Here is an 18,606-nt window from a genome sequence, read left to right as displayed (position 1 = left end):
AAATTACGAAGTTGTTCAACCTGAAAAAGAAGCTGAAGCTGCACAAGAAAAATCTGTCGGGTAAAAAAATAAAAATAGTAAAAATAAAATAACCGGTACTGTTTTAAAACAGTACCGGTTATTGATTTATCTATTGGTTAGAAAAAGCGTTTTGTATGTACAATCCTTGTGCGTTCAATTGTTGAATGGCTTGTTCCATAGCTGAGAACTGGGCATAATATTGTGCTTCTTTTCTTTGAAGCCTGTCTAATAGGTTGGTCATTTCATTTGCTAGTCGTCTCATCTCGTTACCTATGGTGCCGTTCGTTCCGGCAATTTGATCTATATAGCCATTGAACTTAGTTACTTCATACAAATAATTCTGAACAGATTGAGCGTAACCATATTCTTTATTAGTTGTATCGTTTGTTGCAAACAACTTCCAAACATCTTCAGCATTAGTATTCAAAGCCTCTCTAAGTTTATCTTCATCGACGCTCAATAGTCCTTTCATTGTATTCTCATAACCAGCCCCTAAATCTCCTGAGGTTATGCCAATATCAAAAAGCGCATTATATTGAGAACCAGACTGTTCTATATCTACAGGTGAGTAAACCATATTTCTTAAATTATAAAATATTTTCTCTAAGTTATTATCCCCTTTTAGCATCCCTTTCATATAATCTTCTTCTGTCATCTCTTCAGTAGGCTTATCGGTAACTCGGTCTTCATGTAATAAATCATAAACATAATTAATCGTTTCGTTGTACTTATCGACAAATTCCTTTATCTTTTCAACACTCTTGTCTATATCTTGTTCAATAGAAATTTTCACATAACTACTAGAGGTTGATTTTAAATCGATCGTTGTACCGAAAACGTTCAAAGTGTTTTCTGTTAGGCCGTCATAAGTGGTGATAGTCATGCTCCCATCAAAAGACAATTCAACCTGTCCCAAACTCCCTAAGGTCCTAACAGTATTATCGCTGTCTGCTGCAGGTGTTCCATTTAAATTAAGTTTTGTAATTAAGGTTTCACCGTTAGAGCCCGAAGTGGCAGATAAGTTAATATCAACATTTCCATTTTCTTTGTTGAGAATAAAAAATTTACCGTTTGCATCATCAAATTTTGCTTCTACTCCCAAGGTTGAATTGTTTATTTTGTCTATGAGGTTTTGAATTGTTTCACTGTCTGAAACGGTTATAGTATCAGAATCACTTCCTTTTGTTATGGTAAAAGTTGAATCCCCTGTTGTACCTATAACCTCTCCTACAGTTGAACTTTTTTTAATCGTTGAGTCTATGTTCTCCCCTAAAAGAACGGTAGGTGAAGCCAAAGAATTAACTTTCAGGTAAAAAGTTGAGTTATCAGCATCTGCAGGAGCAGTAGCGGTTAATACACTTTCGTCAGAAGATATGGCACTTTTTGGGATCAAAGTACTTTTCAATTTGAAAGTGATCAGATAATCATAAAAATCCTCCAACTTGTTGTCAACTTGCATCCACAGATTTTGTTTGTAGGTAAGAGTATTAAATTTTTCTTGAGCTCTATTTAAAGGTTGTTGTTCTACTTCCATTAATTTTTGGACCATTGCTTGTGTATCCATTCCTGAAACGGCGCCAGTTAATTGAAAAGTACCAACATAAGGGTTACTATCCATGGTCTTCACTTCCTTTGTATTATTTCTCACCTATTCATTATCGACTTATCTTAAGAAAACTTTAACGATTAACCCAGTCATACTATTGATTCATTTTATTAATTCTTTATGGAAGTTTGTGTATCCTAAAGGAAATACCATAAAAATTATGAAAAGAATAACTTCTTTATATAATTTTAAAGCCCCTTAACAGCAAATCTATGCTATAATAATTAAGAACAGAAAAAAACATATAATAAACGGAGGTAAAAGATGACCGTTCTAAGTGGAATGAGAGCTACTGGTAAATTACACATAGGAAACTTTGTTACCTTAGAAAATTGGGTAGAGATTCAAAATAAATCAGACAAAAATTTTTTCTTCGTCGCTGATTGGCATGCCTTGACCTCTCATTATGATACACCCGAGATAATACAACCATCTACTTTTGATATAATCAGGCATTATGTGGCGGTAGGGTTGGATCCTAAAAAAAGTGTTTTATTTGTTCAATCCGCCATAAAAGAACACGCGGAACTTTATTTAATTTTTAGTATGATAGCATCTGTTTCACGATTAGAAAGAATACCAACCTATAAAGAACAAATAAGCAACATATCAACTAGAGATTTAACTAACTTAGGTTTTTTGGGATACCCTGTTTTACAAGCTGCAGATATTTTAATATATAAAGGAGATAGTGTGCCTGTTGGTGAAGACCAAATTTACCATTTGGAATTCACGCGAGAAATCGCCAGAAAGTTTAATATGAAGTACAAAGAAATATTTCCTGAACCACAACCGATCATTTCCAAAGTGCCAAAACTACCGGGTACAGATGGAAGAAAAATGTCTAAAAGCTATGGTAACGTTATAAACATAGAAACTAATGAGAAAGAGTTGAAAGAGAAAATTCTACCCATGATGACCGATCCGGCTAGGATAAGAAGAACAGATCCTGGAAATCCTGAAAAATGCCCAGTATGGGATTACCATAAGGCATTCACCAAATCCCAAGAAGAAAAAGATTGGGTATGGAATGGTTGCACCACAGCCGGGATCGGGTGTGTTGACTGTAAAAAGTTGTTGATCAAAAACATGAAAGAAAGACTTGAACCAGTTTGGGATAAATTAGCTTCTACTTCTGTGGAAGATGCAATAGAAATAGCTGAAGATGGGAACGAAAAGGCAAGAAAGGTTGCCAGCCAAACTATGCAAGAGGTTAGAGAGAGTTTACATTTAAGATGGTAAGGAGGAACGTATAATTAACTTTAACTATGTTGATATAAAATTAGACATATTTTCTGGCCCTTTTTTTAAACTCGTTGAATTAATAAAAGAAAAAAAGATTCCTGTTAGGAAAATCTCTGTGAGTTACATCTCAGATATATTCGTTGATTACGTCAACGATAACTTCAATGATTTAAACTCCATAGGAGAATTTTTAGAATTAGCGTCTTATTTGACATTTTTGAAGTCCAAAGAATTACTTCCCAATTCTAATAACGACAAAGAATTTAGAAAACATAGAGAGGTCATATACGAAACCATTGAAAATTACGATGTTATCAAAAAAGTTCAAGAGGTTATTAAAAAAGATTTTGGTGAAGATAAGAAAAAACCTGTTGGAGTTAAGAATAAGGCATCAATAGAAAAAGAGATCGTTGAAAATCAGCTGGTAAAGTTCTTCGATGATTACATCACAAAACAAAAAAAACTCGAGATTATCAGGGAAAGTTATCGTATAGAAGATGCAATAGGAATGCTCGAAAAAAAAGACGAGTTTAATATTCTAGATCTTTTCGAATATGCCCAACATAAAAAGATGAATTTTTTGGTAATGTTTTTAGCTTCCCTAATTTTGGTAAATCGTGGTTTTTTCAAATATGAAAAAGGTCTCTTCATTAAACTCAGCTCGCAAAATCTCGGAAGTGATTTGAATGGCTAAAGAGAAAATAGATGTAGAAATTCGAATGATAGAAGCATTAATATTCTCAAAGCCCAACGGTATATCTTTCAAAGAGATCTCCAAGCGTTTAAAGATAAAAGAAGAAGAATTGAGACATTATATAGAAGAAATAGAACTGCATTATATCGGTGACCAACACGGTGTGGAATTGATAAAAAACGGCAACAAATACAGATTTGAAATAAAGCCAGAAATAAAATCTATGATCTTTCCAAATCCTCGAAAATTTGAATTAACACAAACTCAATTCGAAGTATTAGCGATACTATTTATGAATGGAGATAGCAGGGTTGTTGAAATGGAAAAAATCAGAGGTAAAAATAGTTACTATCAACTAAAGAAATTAATGGAATACGATCTAGTTAAAAAAAGTAAAAAGAAAAACCATACATACTACCATCTTACCGAAAAATTTTACGAATTCTTACCAGATAAAACGTTGAAAAAGTTGGAGGAAATGAAAAAGAATGAAGCTACAAAAGGCTCTTCAAATAATATCTCTGAGTAGAAGACATTCCTCAGAGTACATATTAACTAAAGGCGTGAAAGTCAACGGTAAATTGGTTAAAGAACCGTGGTATGAAATAAAAGAAAATGATTTCATAGAATTTAACAATAAAAAATATTATCTTTCCGAGCTACAAAAGAAAGCTGAAAGCAAAGTTTATTACCTTTTGAACAAACCCAAAGGAGTCTTGTGTACTTTCAAAGACCAATACGGCAGAAAGACAATAAATGATTTGCTGAAAGGAAAGATTGAAGAAAGAGTTTTTTACGTTGGTAGGCTTGACTACGATTCAAGCGGCATTTTGCTTCTGACAAACGATGGTGAGTTAGCCAATTATCTGTTAAGACCTGAAAATAAAGTCACAAAAGTTTATGAAGTATTGGTAAAAGGTACGCCTTCAAAAAAAGAATTGCAGACGTTGGAAGAAGGTATCACACTTGAAACCGGATATAAAACGATGAAATCCAAGGTGAAAATTTTGAAAAAAGAAAAAGATCTATCCCTTTTGCAAATCAGTTTAAACGAAGGTAAAAAAAGGCAGATAAAACTCATGATAAAGGCTTTAGGTTATCAAGTTATAGAATTGAAAAGAATCAAATTTGGACCATGGAGTATAGAAGAAGTCCCTAAGCCTGGAGATATAAAATCCTTAGGAGATGTGGAAGAGGTAAGAAATAGACTTTTATCGAACTTTTCATAGGCAAATAAGTGGGGGGAATAAAACAATGAGGACGCAAACGCGTCCTCATTGGATGGGCCGAAATATCAATCATGATGTTTCGGGGGGATGGGTATTTTTATTATAGCTAATTATTATTAAGGCTCGTATTCGAAAAAATTAAATTATTTTGCATTTTCTTTTTATTTGGAAAGAAAGTATTATCAAATTAATTTAGGAAGTTAAAAAAAATAATCTAATTTTAGATAAATATGGTATAATCTGATGTTTTAAATAAATTAGAGATTTTTAGGTTTTCAAAAAAACACAGGTACTTTCTGGTTAGTTGTAAGATGAAAGACTGCTAAAACAGGTTTTAAAGTTTCTAAAGGTAGCGAAAAAAAATAAATTTGGGGGTGAGAAAAATGAAAAGGTTTTATTATGTATTTTTGTTGTTAGTTGTAAGTATATTTTTGTTTACGTCCTGTGCACTTGAAGAGATTGAGTTAAAAATGGATCCAACTATTCAAGCACCTATTGCAACAGAAAGTATTACAATGTCCGATTTAGTGGATACTGAAGATATTGTAAGTAGTTTAAGTGAAAGTTTTGGTTCCGATGCCACCGTCACACAAAAGTCTGATAATCCCTTGACTTATGGGGTAGATTTGAAAATATTCGACGGACAAGAAATTTTGGTTAAAATAGCACCGTTTGATTTTAGTTCGGTTCCTGCGGACGAATATACTCTTCTAACTTCTCCTGAACCGTTAGCCTCTTTTTCAGGAATTGATTTGGGGATCTTGGAGGATATTCAGTTAACTTCCCTTCCAGCCACTCTTGTAGTAACAAATGCAACAGGGGTAACGGTTGACGCCACATTGACTTCAGGAGGTAGCCCTAAAAAATTAACATCAGGAGTTAAAACTGATTTGGCAGATCTTTTTAATGTTGAAAATGATTTGATTTTGGAATCTATGTCAATAACTTTTGCTAGTGAATCTACAGCGTATGCAACGACAACAATAGCACTCTTGGTGGATTTTCCTTTTGAATTCACAATAACTGAAGACATAGAGTTGTATACTAATGAAGATGAAGTACCCCAAGAGGATATCTTTGGCAGATCTGGTGAAGATTCTGATGTTTTGAGCGATATACTCGATGATATGGAATCATTAATACTTCACATGGATTACGACAACACGACTGGTTTGCCCTTAAAGATGGAAGTTCAAGGGTGGGATGTTGAAAATAATCAAGCTACTGCCTCAGAACCTGAAACGAAGGTAATAACGGTCGGTGAAGATAAAACTGTTGAATTTAATTTAACAGGCCTTATCGAAGATATGAAAGATACGGTTCCTTTCAATTTGGTGTTCACAGTAATATTACCACAATCAGAGACAGGAACTTTGAATATGGATGGTAGGTTAGATCTTAGCCTCTGGTTGGATCTTGGTACAGACATAACAATACCGATTCCTATAAGGGCACAATAAAGGAGGGGATGACTATGAAAAAATTGTTTATAATATTGCTAATAGTTTCTTCGATTTCTTTGATCATTTTTTCAGAAGGATTGAGATCTTTTGATAGTAGTTTGAATCCGCTTTTGTTAGAATCAATAGGTAAAAGAAATTATTTTGAAATTGAGCTCTCTCCAGATATAATGGTCTATCAAAACGCTTACAAAGTAGCAGACCTTTTACCCATATTGACCGCTACAAAGTTTACTGTTGATTTCGACGATATATATGCCTCCTTAGGAGCGGATGATTTATTCTTTATAACCAATGATAATGTTGAAGGACACTTAGTAGTAAATATCTTTGATTTGGGTGTTGGGGTTGTACTCAATGGTGATTTAAAAAGCGATTTGACGGTACCAAACGATTTGATAGATCTTATCGCCAATGGTAATGAAATAAATACACCTGACGAAGGTACGATGTTGTTAAATTTGGATACATCTTTTAAAGCAGGGGCGTACGCTTCTTATAATTTCGATGGTATGTCGGTTGGGTTGGTTTACAACTTATTTTTGCCCATAGTCTATACCGAGGAATCAGATATTGGATACGAGTTTTCTACAGATACAGAGGAAGGAACAATAACGGCCCAGTTGAACATGAACGTTGATTTGTACTCTCCTTTTAACAGTGATGAGCTTGACAGTATAACGTTTAACACCATAACAGATAAATTTTTAACCGATGCAGGACATTCCATAGATGCAGGTGTAACCTTTGGAGAGATTAAAAATCCTGTTGTGGGGATCGCTGTAAAGAACATAACGGTTATACCGGCAAAGGTTTCTTACAAGATCTCTTATCAAGAAACGATTAGTCTTTTTAGTGAAGATTCCAGTAGTTCATCACCTATTGAGGTTGAATCTGTAAATGAAACATATGCTTATCCAATGAGTGTTACTGGATTTTTTAGGATACCGGTAGTTTTACTTGATGTCATTCCATATGGTGAGTTCTATGTGGATACTCAAGAGATCGACTGGGGTGTACAAGCTAAAACTTCTCTTTTCAATTTTATCCCGTTGACAGTTGGTATTGAAAATTATCATGATTATTGGAGTACATTCTTAGGTTTTGGAATAGATAGCAGAATTATTGAAAGTAGAACGGAGTTATCCCTTACTGCAAAGGATCTTGAAAAAATTTTTGATTTGAACGGGTTTACATTCAAATCAAGTTTTGCCATAGGGTTTTAAAAACAAAGGTTTAGACAATCATAAAAAAGGGCGCTTGGCGCCCTTTTTTTTGAAAGTATTTTGCTGAATGTAGTATAATAGAAAAGAATCAATAAAGTTGAATTTTGTAATGAATTAAGCAAAAGGACTATAAATATAAATCTTTCAGGTTGTTAAAGGTATTAAATATCTAGTAGCTGTGAGGAGCAATATGAGTAGGCATATCTATAGGCTAAGGGGAATGAATTTGGATAAACTTATAGAACTTGCACAAATAGGAGACAACCAAGCCCTAGGCATAATTCTTGAAAAGTTTGAACCTATGGTGAAATCGATTGTTGGGAAATATTATGGAACATGGCTGGAATTCGAAGACTTTTTACAAATAGGTTTGGTGGGTTTAATTCAAGCGGTATATAATTTCAGAAAAGATGCAAACGCTAAATTTTCAAGCTTTGCCTATATGAATATCTCTTCGGAGATCAAGTCTTTTGTCACCTACTTGAACAGAAATAAACATAAAGTTTTGACAGAAGCTGTAAGCATGGAAAACACAGATGATGAATTTACAGAAAACGCCGATTATTATATAGAAAGCGTTGATACTGAAAAGAAGGATTTTCTCAAGGAATATTTTTTATCAAAGAGTCTTGAACAACTCGAATGCAACGAAAGGGAAATTGTTGAATTATGGATAGATGGATACTCATATCAAGAAATCGGGGATAAAATGGAAATAAATACAAAAAAAGTCGATAACACCATCCAGAAGATAAAAAAAATTTTCGCAAGAAATATAGAAGAATACAATAATATAGCGGAGATTTTCGGAGGTAAGTATGAAATTTAAGATAACTATCTTTGTGGTAAGTTTAGTAGCAATAGTTTTATCCATTGTCACAGAGATTAGAGTGATAGAACTTAGGAGGGATCTGCAAAGTCAATTCAATCGATTAAATTCAACAGTCAATGAAAAATTGGAGACTCAAGAAAAAGAGATCACTAATCTCAATAGATATTTTGAACCAGATGGTGTGGTTGAAAAATTCATAGTTTCAAACAACTTTTTAGAAAAAAATCTAAACGATCTGGACAAAATTATCACTAATTTAGATGAACCATCAGATGCCGGTTACATTCAGATATATATTATAGGTTCTTCCGATGTGTGGGTGGCGTTTAGAAATCCAGAGGGTAGATACATCTTTCAAGGAAATTTAAAACCAGGGTTGAATCCATACAAATTTTACTTTTTTAAAGAGCCTTCCATCGAAACTCAATATACCTATACACTTCCTTTTAACGCTTCGTTTAGGAGTGGAGTACCTGAAAATACCTTTTTTTTGATAAAAGAACCTGGTCAATACAGACTTATCAAACATCCCGATAAAGAAATTTCAAACATAATGGAAGATTTAAACCTCTATATTCCAACGGTTACAGGAAAATAGTCAATTGTGGTATAATTAACAAAAGAGAAATCATAGATAGCATTGGAGGAATGACTATAGATGGAAAAAACTTACAACCCACAAGAGATAGAGAGAAAATGGCAAAGAAACTGGCAAGAAAAAGATGCTTTTAAAGTGTCGAATGAAGAGTACCAAAAAAAATATTATGATTTGGTAATGTTTCCTTACCCTTCCGGAACCCTCCATGTTGGTCATGTAAAAAACTATGTTATTGGCGACGTTATAGCTAGGTACAAAAGGATGAGAGGGTACAGTGTCATGCATCCATTTGGTTTTGATGCGTTTGGGTTGCCTGCAGAAAATGCTGCGATAGAAAAGGGGAACATTCATCCTGAAGATTGGACTATGCAAAACATCAATATCATCAGAAATCAAATTAAAAAGTTAGGCATCAGCTATAATTGGGAAAGAGAAGTTATAACATGTAAAGAAGATTACTACAAATGGACACAATGGATTTTTTTACAATTGTATAAAAATGGATTGGCCTACAAGAAAAAAGCACCTGTTAATTGGTGTCCAAACTGTAAAACGGTTCTCGCTAATGAACAAGTTGTGAACGGAAGATGTGAAAGATGCGGAACGGTTGTGGAAATTAAACAGTTAGAACAATGGTATTTCAAAATAACTGACTACGCTGAGAAGCTGCTAAATGATTTGGAAAAATTGAATGGCTGGCCTGAGAATGTCAAAACAATGCAGAAAAATTGGATAGGTAAAAGTGTGGGAGCAGAAGTAGAATTTAAGCTGGATAATGGTAAAGGGAGCTTGAGAGTTTTCACTACCAGGCCTGACACCTTGTGGGGAGTTACCTTTATGGCATTGGCTCCCGAATCCCCTCTTGTAGAGGAATTAACAACTCCAGAATATAGTGAGAAAGTAAATCAATTTTTGCAAAAAGTAAGTTTGCAAGATAGGTTTAAAAGAACCGCTGAGGGAGCTGAAAAGGAGGGTGTCTTCACCGGAAGTTACGCAATAAATCCCGTAAATGGAGAAAAGATTCCCGTTTACGTTGCGAATTATATTTTGTATGAATACGGTACTGGAGCAATTATGGCTGTTCCTGCACATGATCAAAGGGACTTTGAATTTGCGAAAAAATATGATCTTCCCATAAGAATTGTTATTATGCCTGAAGATGAGGAGTTGACTGAAGAAATTCTAGAAAAAGCCTACGTTGGTGAAGGTGTTTTGGTCAATTCTGAAGAATTTACGGGATTAAATAACCAAACAGCTATTAAGAAAATCTCTCAATGGTTAGAAGACAAAAAGGTCGGAAAAGTTGTCACCCAGTACAAATTGAGAGATTGGCTCATATCAAGACAAAGGTATTGGGGAGCTCCTATTCCCATTGTATATTGTGAAAAATGTGGGGTAGTTCCTGTGCCTGAAAATGATTTGCCCGTAAAACTTCCTAGGGATGTTGAATTTGAGCCAACCGGCAAAAGTCCTTTGATCGATCATCCCGATTTTAAAGAAACAACATGTCCAAAATGTGGTGGGAAAGCTAAAAGAGAAGTTGATACGATGGATACCTTTGTGGATAGCTCATGGTACTATATAAGATATGTGAATCCAAAACTGGAAGATAAACCTTTCAATAAAGAGGATGTAGATAATTGGTTACCTGTAGATCAGTATATAGGTGGAGTCGAACATGCAATATTACACTTACTTTATTCAAGATTCATTACCAAAGTATTGAAAGATCTTGACTATGTTAGTTTTGATGAGCCTTTCAAAAATCTTTTCACTCAGGGTATGATATACAGGAACGGGGCTAAGATGTCTAAATCAAAAGGTAACGTTGTGTCTCCTGAAGAAATGATAGAAAAATATGGTACAGATGCCTTGAGAACTTACATTCTTTTTATGGCTCCTCCCGAAAGGGATGCTGAATGGAATGATTCAGGCATAGAAGGGACATATAGATTCTTGAATAAGGTTTGGAATACGTACATGAAAATACAGGAAAAGATAATTCATCTTGAAAATAAGCCAAAGTATCCTTTGAAAAATAAATCTGAAAAGGATTTAAGAAGAAAGTTGCATCAAACTATTGAGAAAATAACGAGCGATATAGAAGGCAATTTTCAATTTAACACTGCTGTAAGTTCACTTATGGAACTTTTGAATGAATTAAACTCATATCTGAATAACACGGACGATAAAGATTGGAACCTCAACTTACTAAAAGAATTTTCTGAAGATTTTGTATTGATGTTATCTCCTATTGCGCCCCACATAAGCGAAGAATTATGGAAGAATTTTGGAAAAGATGATTTTATATTTAAAGCAAGTTGGCCTGAGATCGATAAAAATGCGTTAAAGGCCGAAGAAATTACTATAGCTGTACAAATAAACGGGAAGTTGAGAACTCAGATAACGGTTGATGTTAGTTTAAACGAAGAGGAAGTAAAAAGTTATGCTTTAGAAGATGATAAAGTTCAAAAATATATCTCTGGTAAAAAGATTGAAAAGATTATTTACGTTCCTAAAAAGATTATAAACATAGTGGTCAAATAAGAAATAACAAATAGGAGGTGAAAAAAAGTTTTTCACCAGTTTGTAAATGAACTATCATTAACACGTTGGTGAGAACTTTCTCATGAATATGAAATCACCAAAAGTGCCTAAACCTACAATAAAAAGACTAGCCATGTACAATAGATTTTTAAGAGAGTTACGGGAGGATGGAATACCAAAGACCTCTTCTCATGAGATCGCTGAAGCTCTAAACATAAAAGCCTCTCAAGTTAGAAAAGATCTATCTTATTTTGGAGAGTTTGGGAAGAGGGGAGTAGGATACGATGTTGAAAATCTGTGTTTAAAGATTCAAAAGATTTTAGGGACGGAAAGAATTTGGAATGTTGCAATTATAGGGGTGGGAAATCTTGGTAAGGCTATCTCTCATTATCCTGAATTAGAAAAATACAAGTTTAAAATAGTTGCGGCGTACGATGTAGATAAAAGAAAAATCAATTCTGTTTTGTTACCCGGTATTCTCATAAAACATATTAAAGAGTTAAAAAATAAAAACAATGATCTTGATTTTGAAATAGCCATATTAACTGTTCCGTCAAATGTGGCTCAAGAGGTTGCAAATATATTGATAGAAGCCGGTGTGAAAGGAATATTGAATTTTGCTCCGGTAACTTTGAACTCCGACGATCGTGTTGTTATTGAGAATGTGGATTTTGTTATTTCTCTTAAAACATTAACGTATGAAATAGTCAGTAAATACGACTAAAATCCGATATTTGAAAGCCTAAGTGTTCTCAACTGAGTACAATTAAGTAGTAGGAAAACAATAAGGAGGCTCTTGTATTTTGCTTAACATAAATTACCCCGTTTCTCTAGATACATTAAAAAAATTAAAAAACGGTGACAATGTTCTGTATACAGGAAAAATTATATTTGTTACTCCTGAGGCTCTAAAAAGACTTGAAAAGTATTATCAATTGGAAGGGGCGCCTTTGTATAAATTTGTTGGTGAATTTGTTACTTGCGGAACTTTTAATTTAGCTCACGGTGAGATAAAAAACATCAATATCACAGAAATATCAGATTATTTTGATTTTTTGTTTGAAGGAGGAGCCAATTCTTTAATTGTAGATAAGTTCACCACCAAAACATTAAATCAACTGAAAAAATACAACAGGCCCATTTTTAAAACACTTTCTAAAACGATTAGTTTTTTTGATCCAAAAGTCCTTTTTTATAAAGATATTAAAAATGGCGGGATTATAGAAGTTTGGACAAAAAGGCTTCCTATAGAAGTGCTAGCATTTGATGAAAAGGAGCAGATAAGAGATATAAAAAATGCCTAATTTTAAAACTCACATATTAAGCGGTATTTTTGGATTTCCTGTATTTTTTTTATTGTTCAATATTGTTTATAGTCATTTGTTTTACGAGGTTTATTATGTTTCCACTGAGATCGTGATTTCTTATTTTCTCTTTGTTGTTGGGAGTGATTTCCCAGATATTGACCACCAAAGCTCTTTTATAAACAGATTATTAAGGTTGTTTTTAATCTTTGGAAGTGTATACTATCTCTTTGAATATGATTTCTTGTATAAAGAATATCTACCTTTTCCTTATAACCTTTCGAATTTTATTATAATAGTTTTAGGCACTTTAGTTGGATTACTTTTGGGAATAATTTTTAACAAACTATCGAAACATAGAGGATTGTGGCATTCATTTTTAACGGGTGGTATACTCTCTTTCCTTATTTACTTACTTAATTTAAAATATAGAACCCCTATAAACATACTTTACAGTTTGAGTTATTTTGTAGGTTTCTCATTGCATATTATTTTAGATAAGGATTTTAAAACAAAATAGGCAAACAGATATTCATCATTGACCTATTTTGTTTTTTTGCTTTTCTAAATTTTCAACCGCTAAAGGTTTTTGAAGATAAAGAGGTTCCAAGTTTTTTATTTTTACTCTCTTTCCTTTGATAACTTCTTCAATTAGAGACTTTTCATCAATGTTTGAATAAAGTACTTCATTTTCCAGTTTGTATTTGTTTTTAAAATATTCTGCTTCTTCATTTATCAAAATACAATTGTTCAAAGAATCTCTTAAAAACTCTCCAAAGACCATTTGTGGGCCAAAGATTCTTTTCCCATTTTCATATATGGCTGCATATGCGGCATTTTCTCGGGCTCTTTTCAAGACAGCCAACTTTTTTTCCTTAAGATTGGGATTGTTATTCACAGCGGAACGGTACAAAACATCAGAAGAGAAAAAGGTATAAACTTCTTTTTCTGGGTTATCTATTAAAAGCCCTTGTAAAGTAGAAATAGCTACTCTGATCCCGGTGAAAGATCCGGGACCTATATCTATACCAAATTCATCTATATTTTTTATATTTGTTTTTGATTCTTCTGCTACTTCCTTGATCGCGTTAGCAAGGTAATTACCGGATTTATTCTCAGTCAAAGTCCTTGTATAAATATTATTCTTTTCATCTTTTAATACAACGAGTATATTTTTTAGAGTAGTTGAAATTACTAAAAAATTCAACTTATTCACCTTCTTTTGTTTTGTCTTTTAATTTTAAAGCGGTCTTATAAGCATTGATTGAAGCGTTATACTTCCCTGCAACTTCATATGATTTTGCCAAAATTAGAAAAGCCTTATAATCTTCTGGATTTTTTAAAATGAGTTTTTCAGCCAAATGAGCAGCATATCTCCCTAATTTCAATGTACATAAAAAGTTGATTTTTGAATAAGAGGGGTACAATTCAAAATAAAAGAAAATTACAATAAAGGTACCTAAAATGGAAAGCAAAAAATAAACAAAGATTCTTCTTGCTGATGCTTCTTGTGGGTCTGTTGGTTGTTCTACCAAAGTTGCTTTGTCACTTTCTACCACAATGGGCAAGTTTTCTATTCTCGTAATATGCATTTGCAATTTCAAAATCTCGGCATTTATTTGTTCGTTGAAAGAGAATGACAACTTTTCAAAGTTTTCATCAACGACAGGTACTTTTTCTTGTATATTTTCTAATTTAGAATTCAAAGCTTTTAATAACGGCAAAAATATGTTGTAAAGTAAATTTTTTTCTATAGTAAGTGCCTTTAAATCCTCTCCAACTTTGTACACTTCAGATATAAAAGAAGACAGTTCTTGTTTTTCGACAAAGAAAACCTGGTCGTTTAATGAAGTTAATTTCTGTTTCAAAGAAAAATAATTTTTAAGTTGAGAATATGCTACTACAGATTCATTTATTGCATTGTGTTTATTTAAAAATGTCAGTAGTTTATATGCTCCTAGGTACTTATCTTCATCGACTAGATATTTGGATTCAGAAATAAACTTTTCAAACAAGATATAATTATTAGCTGGTACAAAAACTTCAATAAACTTTTCAACGTCTTCATCGAAATAAATTGGAGAAGAAAGAGAATTACTTATAGTTGTTTTGATGAAGGTTTCATAGGAATTTACTTGTAAATGTTCTTTCAATCCTTCTAATTTATACAAATATTTATAATAAGATTCTTCAAAATTCCCTGTGTTAAATATGTTATTCAAAATAGGGACAATTTCAGGAAAGATGAATAAAATTTTATTGGTATCATCTTCTGGAATGGAAAAATTGGTGCCTATTACTCCCAAGTTAATGCAAAAATTTTTTAAGTCTTCAGAAATAATAAAGTTGGCAAAATTATAATTTCTATATTTGTTAAACAAAGAGATTTTAGCTGATATCAATGAACCTGTATCTGTAATTCTAGCATCACTGGGATTTTCTATAATGTACTCTAAAAAATATTCCCATGACAATTCCAGAGTTGCGGGGTTTTTTGAAAGATTTTCTATTTCTTCGAGAGTTAAAGCCCATGAAAAAATAGATAGAGTAGAAAGAAGAATTATCAATAATATATTTTTCACTTAACTTGCACCTCTTCTAATTGGATTCATCCAGTCTTCAATATTATACAACAATTTAGCTTTTTTGAATCTTTACAAATCTTTCTTTAATATTTTAGTACTAATAATGTATAATATTTATAAAGAAAAAAATAAGAGAAGGGAGAAATTTAATATGGAGAGTAAATGGAAGGTTTTTTGGGACCCAAAGGCTTTTTACTATCAACAAAAAGATAAAGTTGCAAAAACCTTATCTAGTGCTTTGGGAATTTCCGACTTTTTGGCAAAATTATTAGTATCTAGAAATATTGAAACACCCGAAGAAGGAGATAAGTTTTTGAACCATTTAGAATTGGAAAGTTTTGACCCTTATTTGATGAAGGATATGTCAAAAGCCGTAGAAATTCTCAAACAAATTAAAGAAAAAAAGGAAAAAGTGGCGATCTTCGGTGATTACGATGTTGATGGGGTAACTGCAACTTCAGTTTTGTATCTTGGCTTAAAAAAAATAGGTTACGATGTAACTTCTTACATTCCATCTAGAATAGAAGAAGGTTACAGCCTAAACGTTAAAGCTATAGAAGAGTTAAAAAGTAAAAATTATAACAATATTATTACTGTTGATTGTGGTACAACATCCATACTAGAAATTGAGTATGCGAAAAGTCTTGGAATGAAAGTTATAGTTACCGATCATCATTTACCCCAAGAAAATCTCCCAAAAGCTGATGCAATATTGAATCCAAAGAGGGAAGACGATAAATATCCTTTCAAAGATCTGGCAGGAGTAGGCGTAACTTTTAAATTGCTACAAGCCTTATACAAAAGTTACGATAATTCTTTAGACCCCTTTGAATATATAGATCTGGTGGCAGTGGGTACTATTGCTGACATAGTATCGATAACTTCGGAAAATCGATACTTGGTTAAGATAGGATTGAACAAATTAAAGACTAATCCAACCAAAGGCTTAAAATATTTGCTCGATGAATTGAAAATAGTTGATTCTGAGATAAATTCGCGCACCATCACTTTTAAAGTTGCTCCGAAGATAAACGCTGCTGGAAGAATGTCAGACGCACGGTCTGCGTTTAATTTGTTGATTGAGAAAGATGAAGAAAAATTAAAAAAGGCGGTTTCAGAATTACTCCGACTAAATTCAAAAAGACAAAGTACTGAAAAGGAAATCTATCTGTACTCTTTAAGTTTGTTAGATTTGTACCCTGAATACAAAAAGGATCCGGTATTGGTATTAAGCGGCGAAGACTGGCATATGGGAGTTCTTGGGATAGTGGCTTCCAAACTATCAAATCAATTCAATAAACCCGTTTTGATGATATCAAAAAATCAAGAAATGGGTAAAGGTTCAGGAAGAAGTCCTCAGGGCATAGATTTAATGGAGCTCCTTCTCAAAGTCAATGAAAGAGGGATTTTTGAAGAGTTCGGCGGTCATAAGTTTGCTGCAGGTTTTTCCATTCTTTCTAAAAATATAGAAGCTTTGAGAAAGGAGATTAACGAGGTTTACAAGGAGTTATATGGAGATAAAAAATTAACATCTCAAATTGATGTGGATATGGAAATAGAAGGAATATGGGAAACGATGTTTGAAGATATAAACAAGTTAGAACCTTTTGGGTATGGGAATCAAGAACCAGTTTTTTTGATAAAAAACGCTAAATTAGAAAACATAAGATTCTTTCGTAACGGTTCTCAAAGTTTTTCAGGAACGCTCAATAAAGATTCCTTAATCATAGATATTTTAGGTTACGATTTGGGTTACAGATTAAGCGAGCTAACAGAGAATAGTAAAAGAGACCTATTTACAGATCTTGTGGGTACCTTTAGAATAGAGAACTCTTATAATTTAAAAAATAGTTACGTTAAATTTTACTTGCAAGATTTGATGGTTAATAAGGAAATACAACAAGGTGAAACTGCAAAATTGAACTTTGCATCTAATGTTCTTCATGATGAGCTGAACAAGATCATGAATATAGAAATATTAAACGATAATTTAACTAGAAATAAGGTAGCGATGTTTCTTCCAAGTAAGATAAAAAACGATTCTTTACTGAAAAAGGTTCAGTTATCATTAGAAGAACATCAAAAGCTGATAATTGTTTCTGCAACAAACAGTTTGTTGGAACATATATATAAGATAATAAACACTTATTTTCCTGAGAATTTATTATATTTTGACAATCAATACACCCTTACGCCAGAACTTATATCTAATTATAGTGTGATATTCGTTACAGTACCCAAATTTATTAAAAATCGTGAATTACTTGATTCTATGCAAACTGAAATTATTATTGACGAACCATACTATTCATTATTTCATCCGGTAGTTAGAAAAGTGCCTGAATATCAGCAATTTAGAAAATATGCTCTTCAAAAGTCTAAAATTAGTATTTTTAGTTCTATTTACAGCGAAGAGCTAAAAGAATTTTTAAAAAGAGCAGGATTTAAAATCCTTATATCTTTCTCGAATAATAATAGTTTTGAAGTGGTTAGAGAAAGAAACAATATTCTGGGACTTTTGAAGGATTACACAAATGAAAGAAATGGAAAAATATTGGTTTTGAACGATTATGAGAGGCAAAAATCTTTAGTGAGACTGTTAGACGAAAAATTACAAGTTGATGAGAACGATATAAGGCTTTTCAACCATTCAATGAGTTTTAGGGAAAAACTTATTTCTAGAGAAAAATTTAAAAATGAAAAAGCTAATTTTTATATAACTTCTTTTTCTAACAACGGTATAGCGTTTGAGGTTAAACAATTTTCTCCAATTTTGATTATTGTGGATGTTCCAAAGACGGACATAGAGCTTTTAGACCTGGTTTCTACATGGATGAAAAAAACTCAAAGAACAACTATCATATTGGCTTACAATAATCGGTTCAAAGTTAAATTACTTTACGAGTATTCAAGAAAATATCCATCTTTCAAAGTATTAAAACTAGTCTATGATTTTATAGCCGACGGTCATTACAAAGTAGAGGAGATACAAAATTCTCTTTTGAAGGGTGATAAATCGTTATCAGAGACCGTTTTAAACGTGATGGAAGATGCAGGGTTGATAAAGGTGAATGAAGAAGAAGTAGAAATATTGAATAATTTTAATCTAAAGGATTTACGTGAAAGTTCCAATTTTAAGGAAAATATATTAGATAATTGGATATTGAAAAATTCCATAAATTTCTATGAAAATTTAGACACAAGAGAATTAATTGAGTTCTTGAAAGGTAATCCTAAAGAAGGAGCAAGAAGTTTATAA

The 18,606-nt window shown here is 32.7% G+C and carries 16 protein-coding genes; 13 read left to right on the top strand and 3 right to left on the bottom strand.

Annotated features, from left to right (window positions below; genetic code table 11):
* Positions 1-130: 130 nt before the first annotated feature.
* Positions 131-1,639 carry a flagellar filament capping protein FliD gene (fliD, locus tag X925_RS03010; protein ID WP_121959079.1) on the bottom strand — a complete coding sequence of 503 codons (1,509 nt, stop codon included), beginning with the start codon at positions 1,637-1,639 and terminating at the stop codon, positions 131-133.
* Positions 1,640-1,891: 252 nt separating this feature from the next.
* Between fliD and trpS the strand changes: the two genes are divergently transcribed.
* The 12 genes from trpS to X925_RS02950 all read left to right on the top strand — a co-directional run bounded on the left by trpS (position 1,892) and on the right by X925_RS02950 (position 13,282).
* On the top strand, positions 1,892-2,869 hold the full coding sequence (gene trpS, locus X925_RS03005) for a tryptophan--tRNA ligase (RefSeq protein WP_121959078.1): 978 nt from the start codon (positions 1,892-1,894) through the stop codon (positions 2,867-2,869).
* A 10-nt stretch (positions 2,870-2,879) separates the two neighbouring features.
* The gene (locus X925_RS03000; protein WP_121959077.1) at positions 2,880-3,566 is read left to right on the top strand and encodes a segregation/condensation protein A; all 687 of its coding nucleotides are present in this window, start codon (positions 2,880-2,882) and stop codon (positions 3,564-3,566) included.
* Positions 3,559-4,095, top strand: a complete 537-nt coding sequence (locus tag X925_RS02995; protein ID WP_121959076.1) for an SMC-Scp complex subunit ScpB — start codon at positions 3,559-3,561, stop codon at positions 4,093-4,095. Before X925_RS03000 ends, X925_RS02995 begins: the two co-directional genes overlap by 8 nt.
* On the top strand, positions 4,055-4,795 hold the full coding sequence (locus X925_RS02990; protein ID WP_199171464.1) for a pseudouridine synthase: 741 nt from the start codon (positions 4,055-4,057) through the stop codon (positions 4,793-4,795). The genes X925_RS02995 and X925_RS02990 overlap by 41 nt, the downstream gene beginning before the upstream one ends.
* Positions 4,796-5,178: 383 nt before the next feature.
* A complete protein-coding gene (locus X925_RS02985) occupies positions 5,179-6,255 on the top strand; it encodes a hypothetical protein (RefSeq protein ID WP_121959075.1) in 1,077 nt (358 codons plus the stop codon).
* Positions 6,256-6,269: 14 nt separating this feature from the next.
* Complete coding sequence (locus X925_RS02980) at positions 6,270-7,481, top strand: hypothetical protein (protein WP_121959074.1); 1,212 nt, start codon at positions 6,270-6,272, stop codon at positions 7,479-7,481.
* A 220-nt stretch (positions 7,482-7,701) separates the two neighbouring features.
* Positions 7,702-8,310, top strand: coding sequence for a sigma-70 family RNA polymerase sigma factor (locus X925_RS02975; protein WP_233186734.1), 609 nt, complete (start codon positions 7,702-7,704; stop codon positions 8,308-8,310).
* Positions 8,300-8,911, top strand: a complete 612-nt coding sequence (locus X925_RS02970; protein WP_012208194.1) for a hypothetical protein — start codon at positions 8,300-8,302, stop codon at positions 8,909-8,911. The genes X925_RS02975 and X925_RS02970 overlap by 11 nt, the downstream gene beginning before the upstream one ends.
* Before the next feature lie 60 nt (positions 8,912-8,971).
* Entirely contained in the window at positions 8,972-11,458 is a 2,487-nt protein-coding gene (gene leuS / locus X925_RS02965) for a leucine--tRNA ligase (RefSeq protein WP_121959073.1), read from the top strand.
* 82 nt (positions 11,459-11,540) lie between these two features.
* Positions 11,541-12,182, top strand: a complete 642-nt coding sequence (locus X925_RS02960) for a redox-sensing transcriptional repressor Rex (RefSeq protein ID WP_233187720.1) — start codon at positions 11,541-11,543, stop codon at positions 12,180-12,182.
* Positions 12,183-12,261: 79 nt separating this feature from the next.
* The gene (locus X925_RS02955) at positions 12,262-12,762 is read left to right on the top strand and encodes a hypothetical protein (RefSeq protein ID WP_121959072.1); all 501 of its coding nucleotides are present in this window, start codon (positions 12,262-12,264) and stop codon (positions 12,760-12,762) included.
* A complete protein-coding gene (locus X925_RS02950) occupies positions 12,755-13,282 on the top strand; it encodes a metal-dependent hydrolase (protein WP_121514522.1) in 528 nt (175 codons plus the stop codon). The genes X925_RS02955 and X925_RS02950 overlap by 8 nt, the downstream gene beginning before the upstream one ends.
* A gap of 15 nt (positions 13,283-13,297) precedes the next feature.
* On the opposite strand, the gene tsaB is transcribed toward X925_RS02950, so the two are convergent.
* The gene (tsaB, locus tag X925_RS02945; RefSeq protein WP_158245389.1) at positions 13,298-13,969 is read right to left on the bottom strand and encodes a tRNA (adenosine(37)-N6)-threonylcarbamoyltransferase complex dimerization subunit type 1 TsaB; all 672 of its coding nucleotides are present in this window, start codon (positions 13,967-13,969) and stop codon (positions 13,298-13,300) included.
* A gap of 1 nt (position 13,970) precedes the next feature.
* Positions 13,971-15,344 carry a tetratricopeptide repeat protein gene (locus X925_RS02940; RefSeq protein WP_121959070.1) on the bottom strand — a complete coding sequence of 458 codons (1,374 nt, stop codon included), beginning with the start codon at positions 15,342-15,344 and terminating at the stop codon, positions 13,971-13,973.
* A 154-nt stretch (positions 15,345-15,498) separates the two neighbouring features.
* On the opposite strand from X925_RS02940, the gene recJ reads away from it, so the two are divergent.
* Positions 15,499-18,606 carry a single-stranded-DNA-specific exonuclease RecJ gene (gene recJ, locus X925_RS02935; RefSeq protein ID WP_158245388.1) on the top strand — a complete coding sequence of 1,036 codons (3,108 nt, stop codon included), beginning with the start codon at positions 15,499-15,501 and terminating at the stop codon, positions 18,604-18,606.

Source organism: Petrotoga sp. 9T1HF07.CasAA.8.2 (assembly GCF_002895585.1).
In the GTDB taxonomy this organism is placed as follows: Bacteria; Thermotogota; Thermotogae; order Petrotogales; family Petrotogaceae; genus Petrotoga; species Petrotoga mobilis.
Note: the sequence above shows the minus strand (reverse complement) of the source record. Positions and strands in the feature narration are given on the sequence as shown.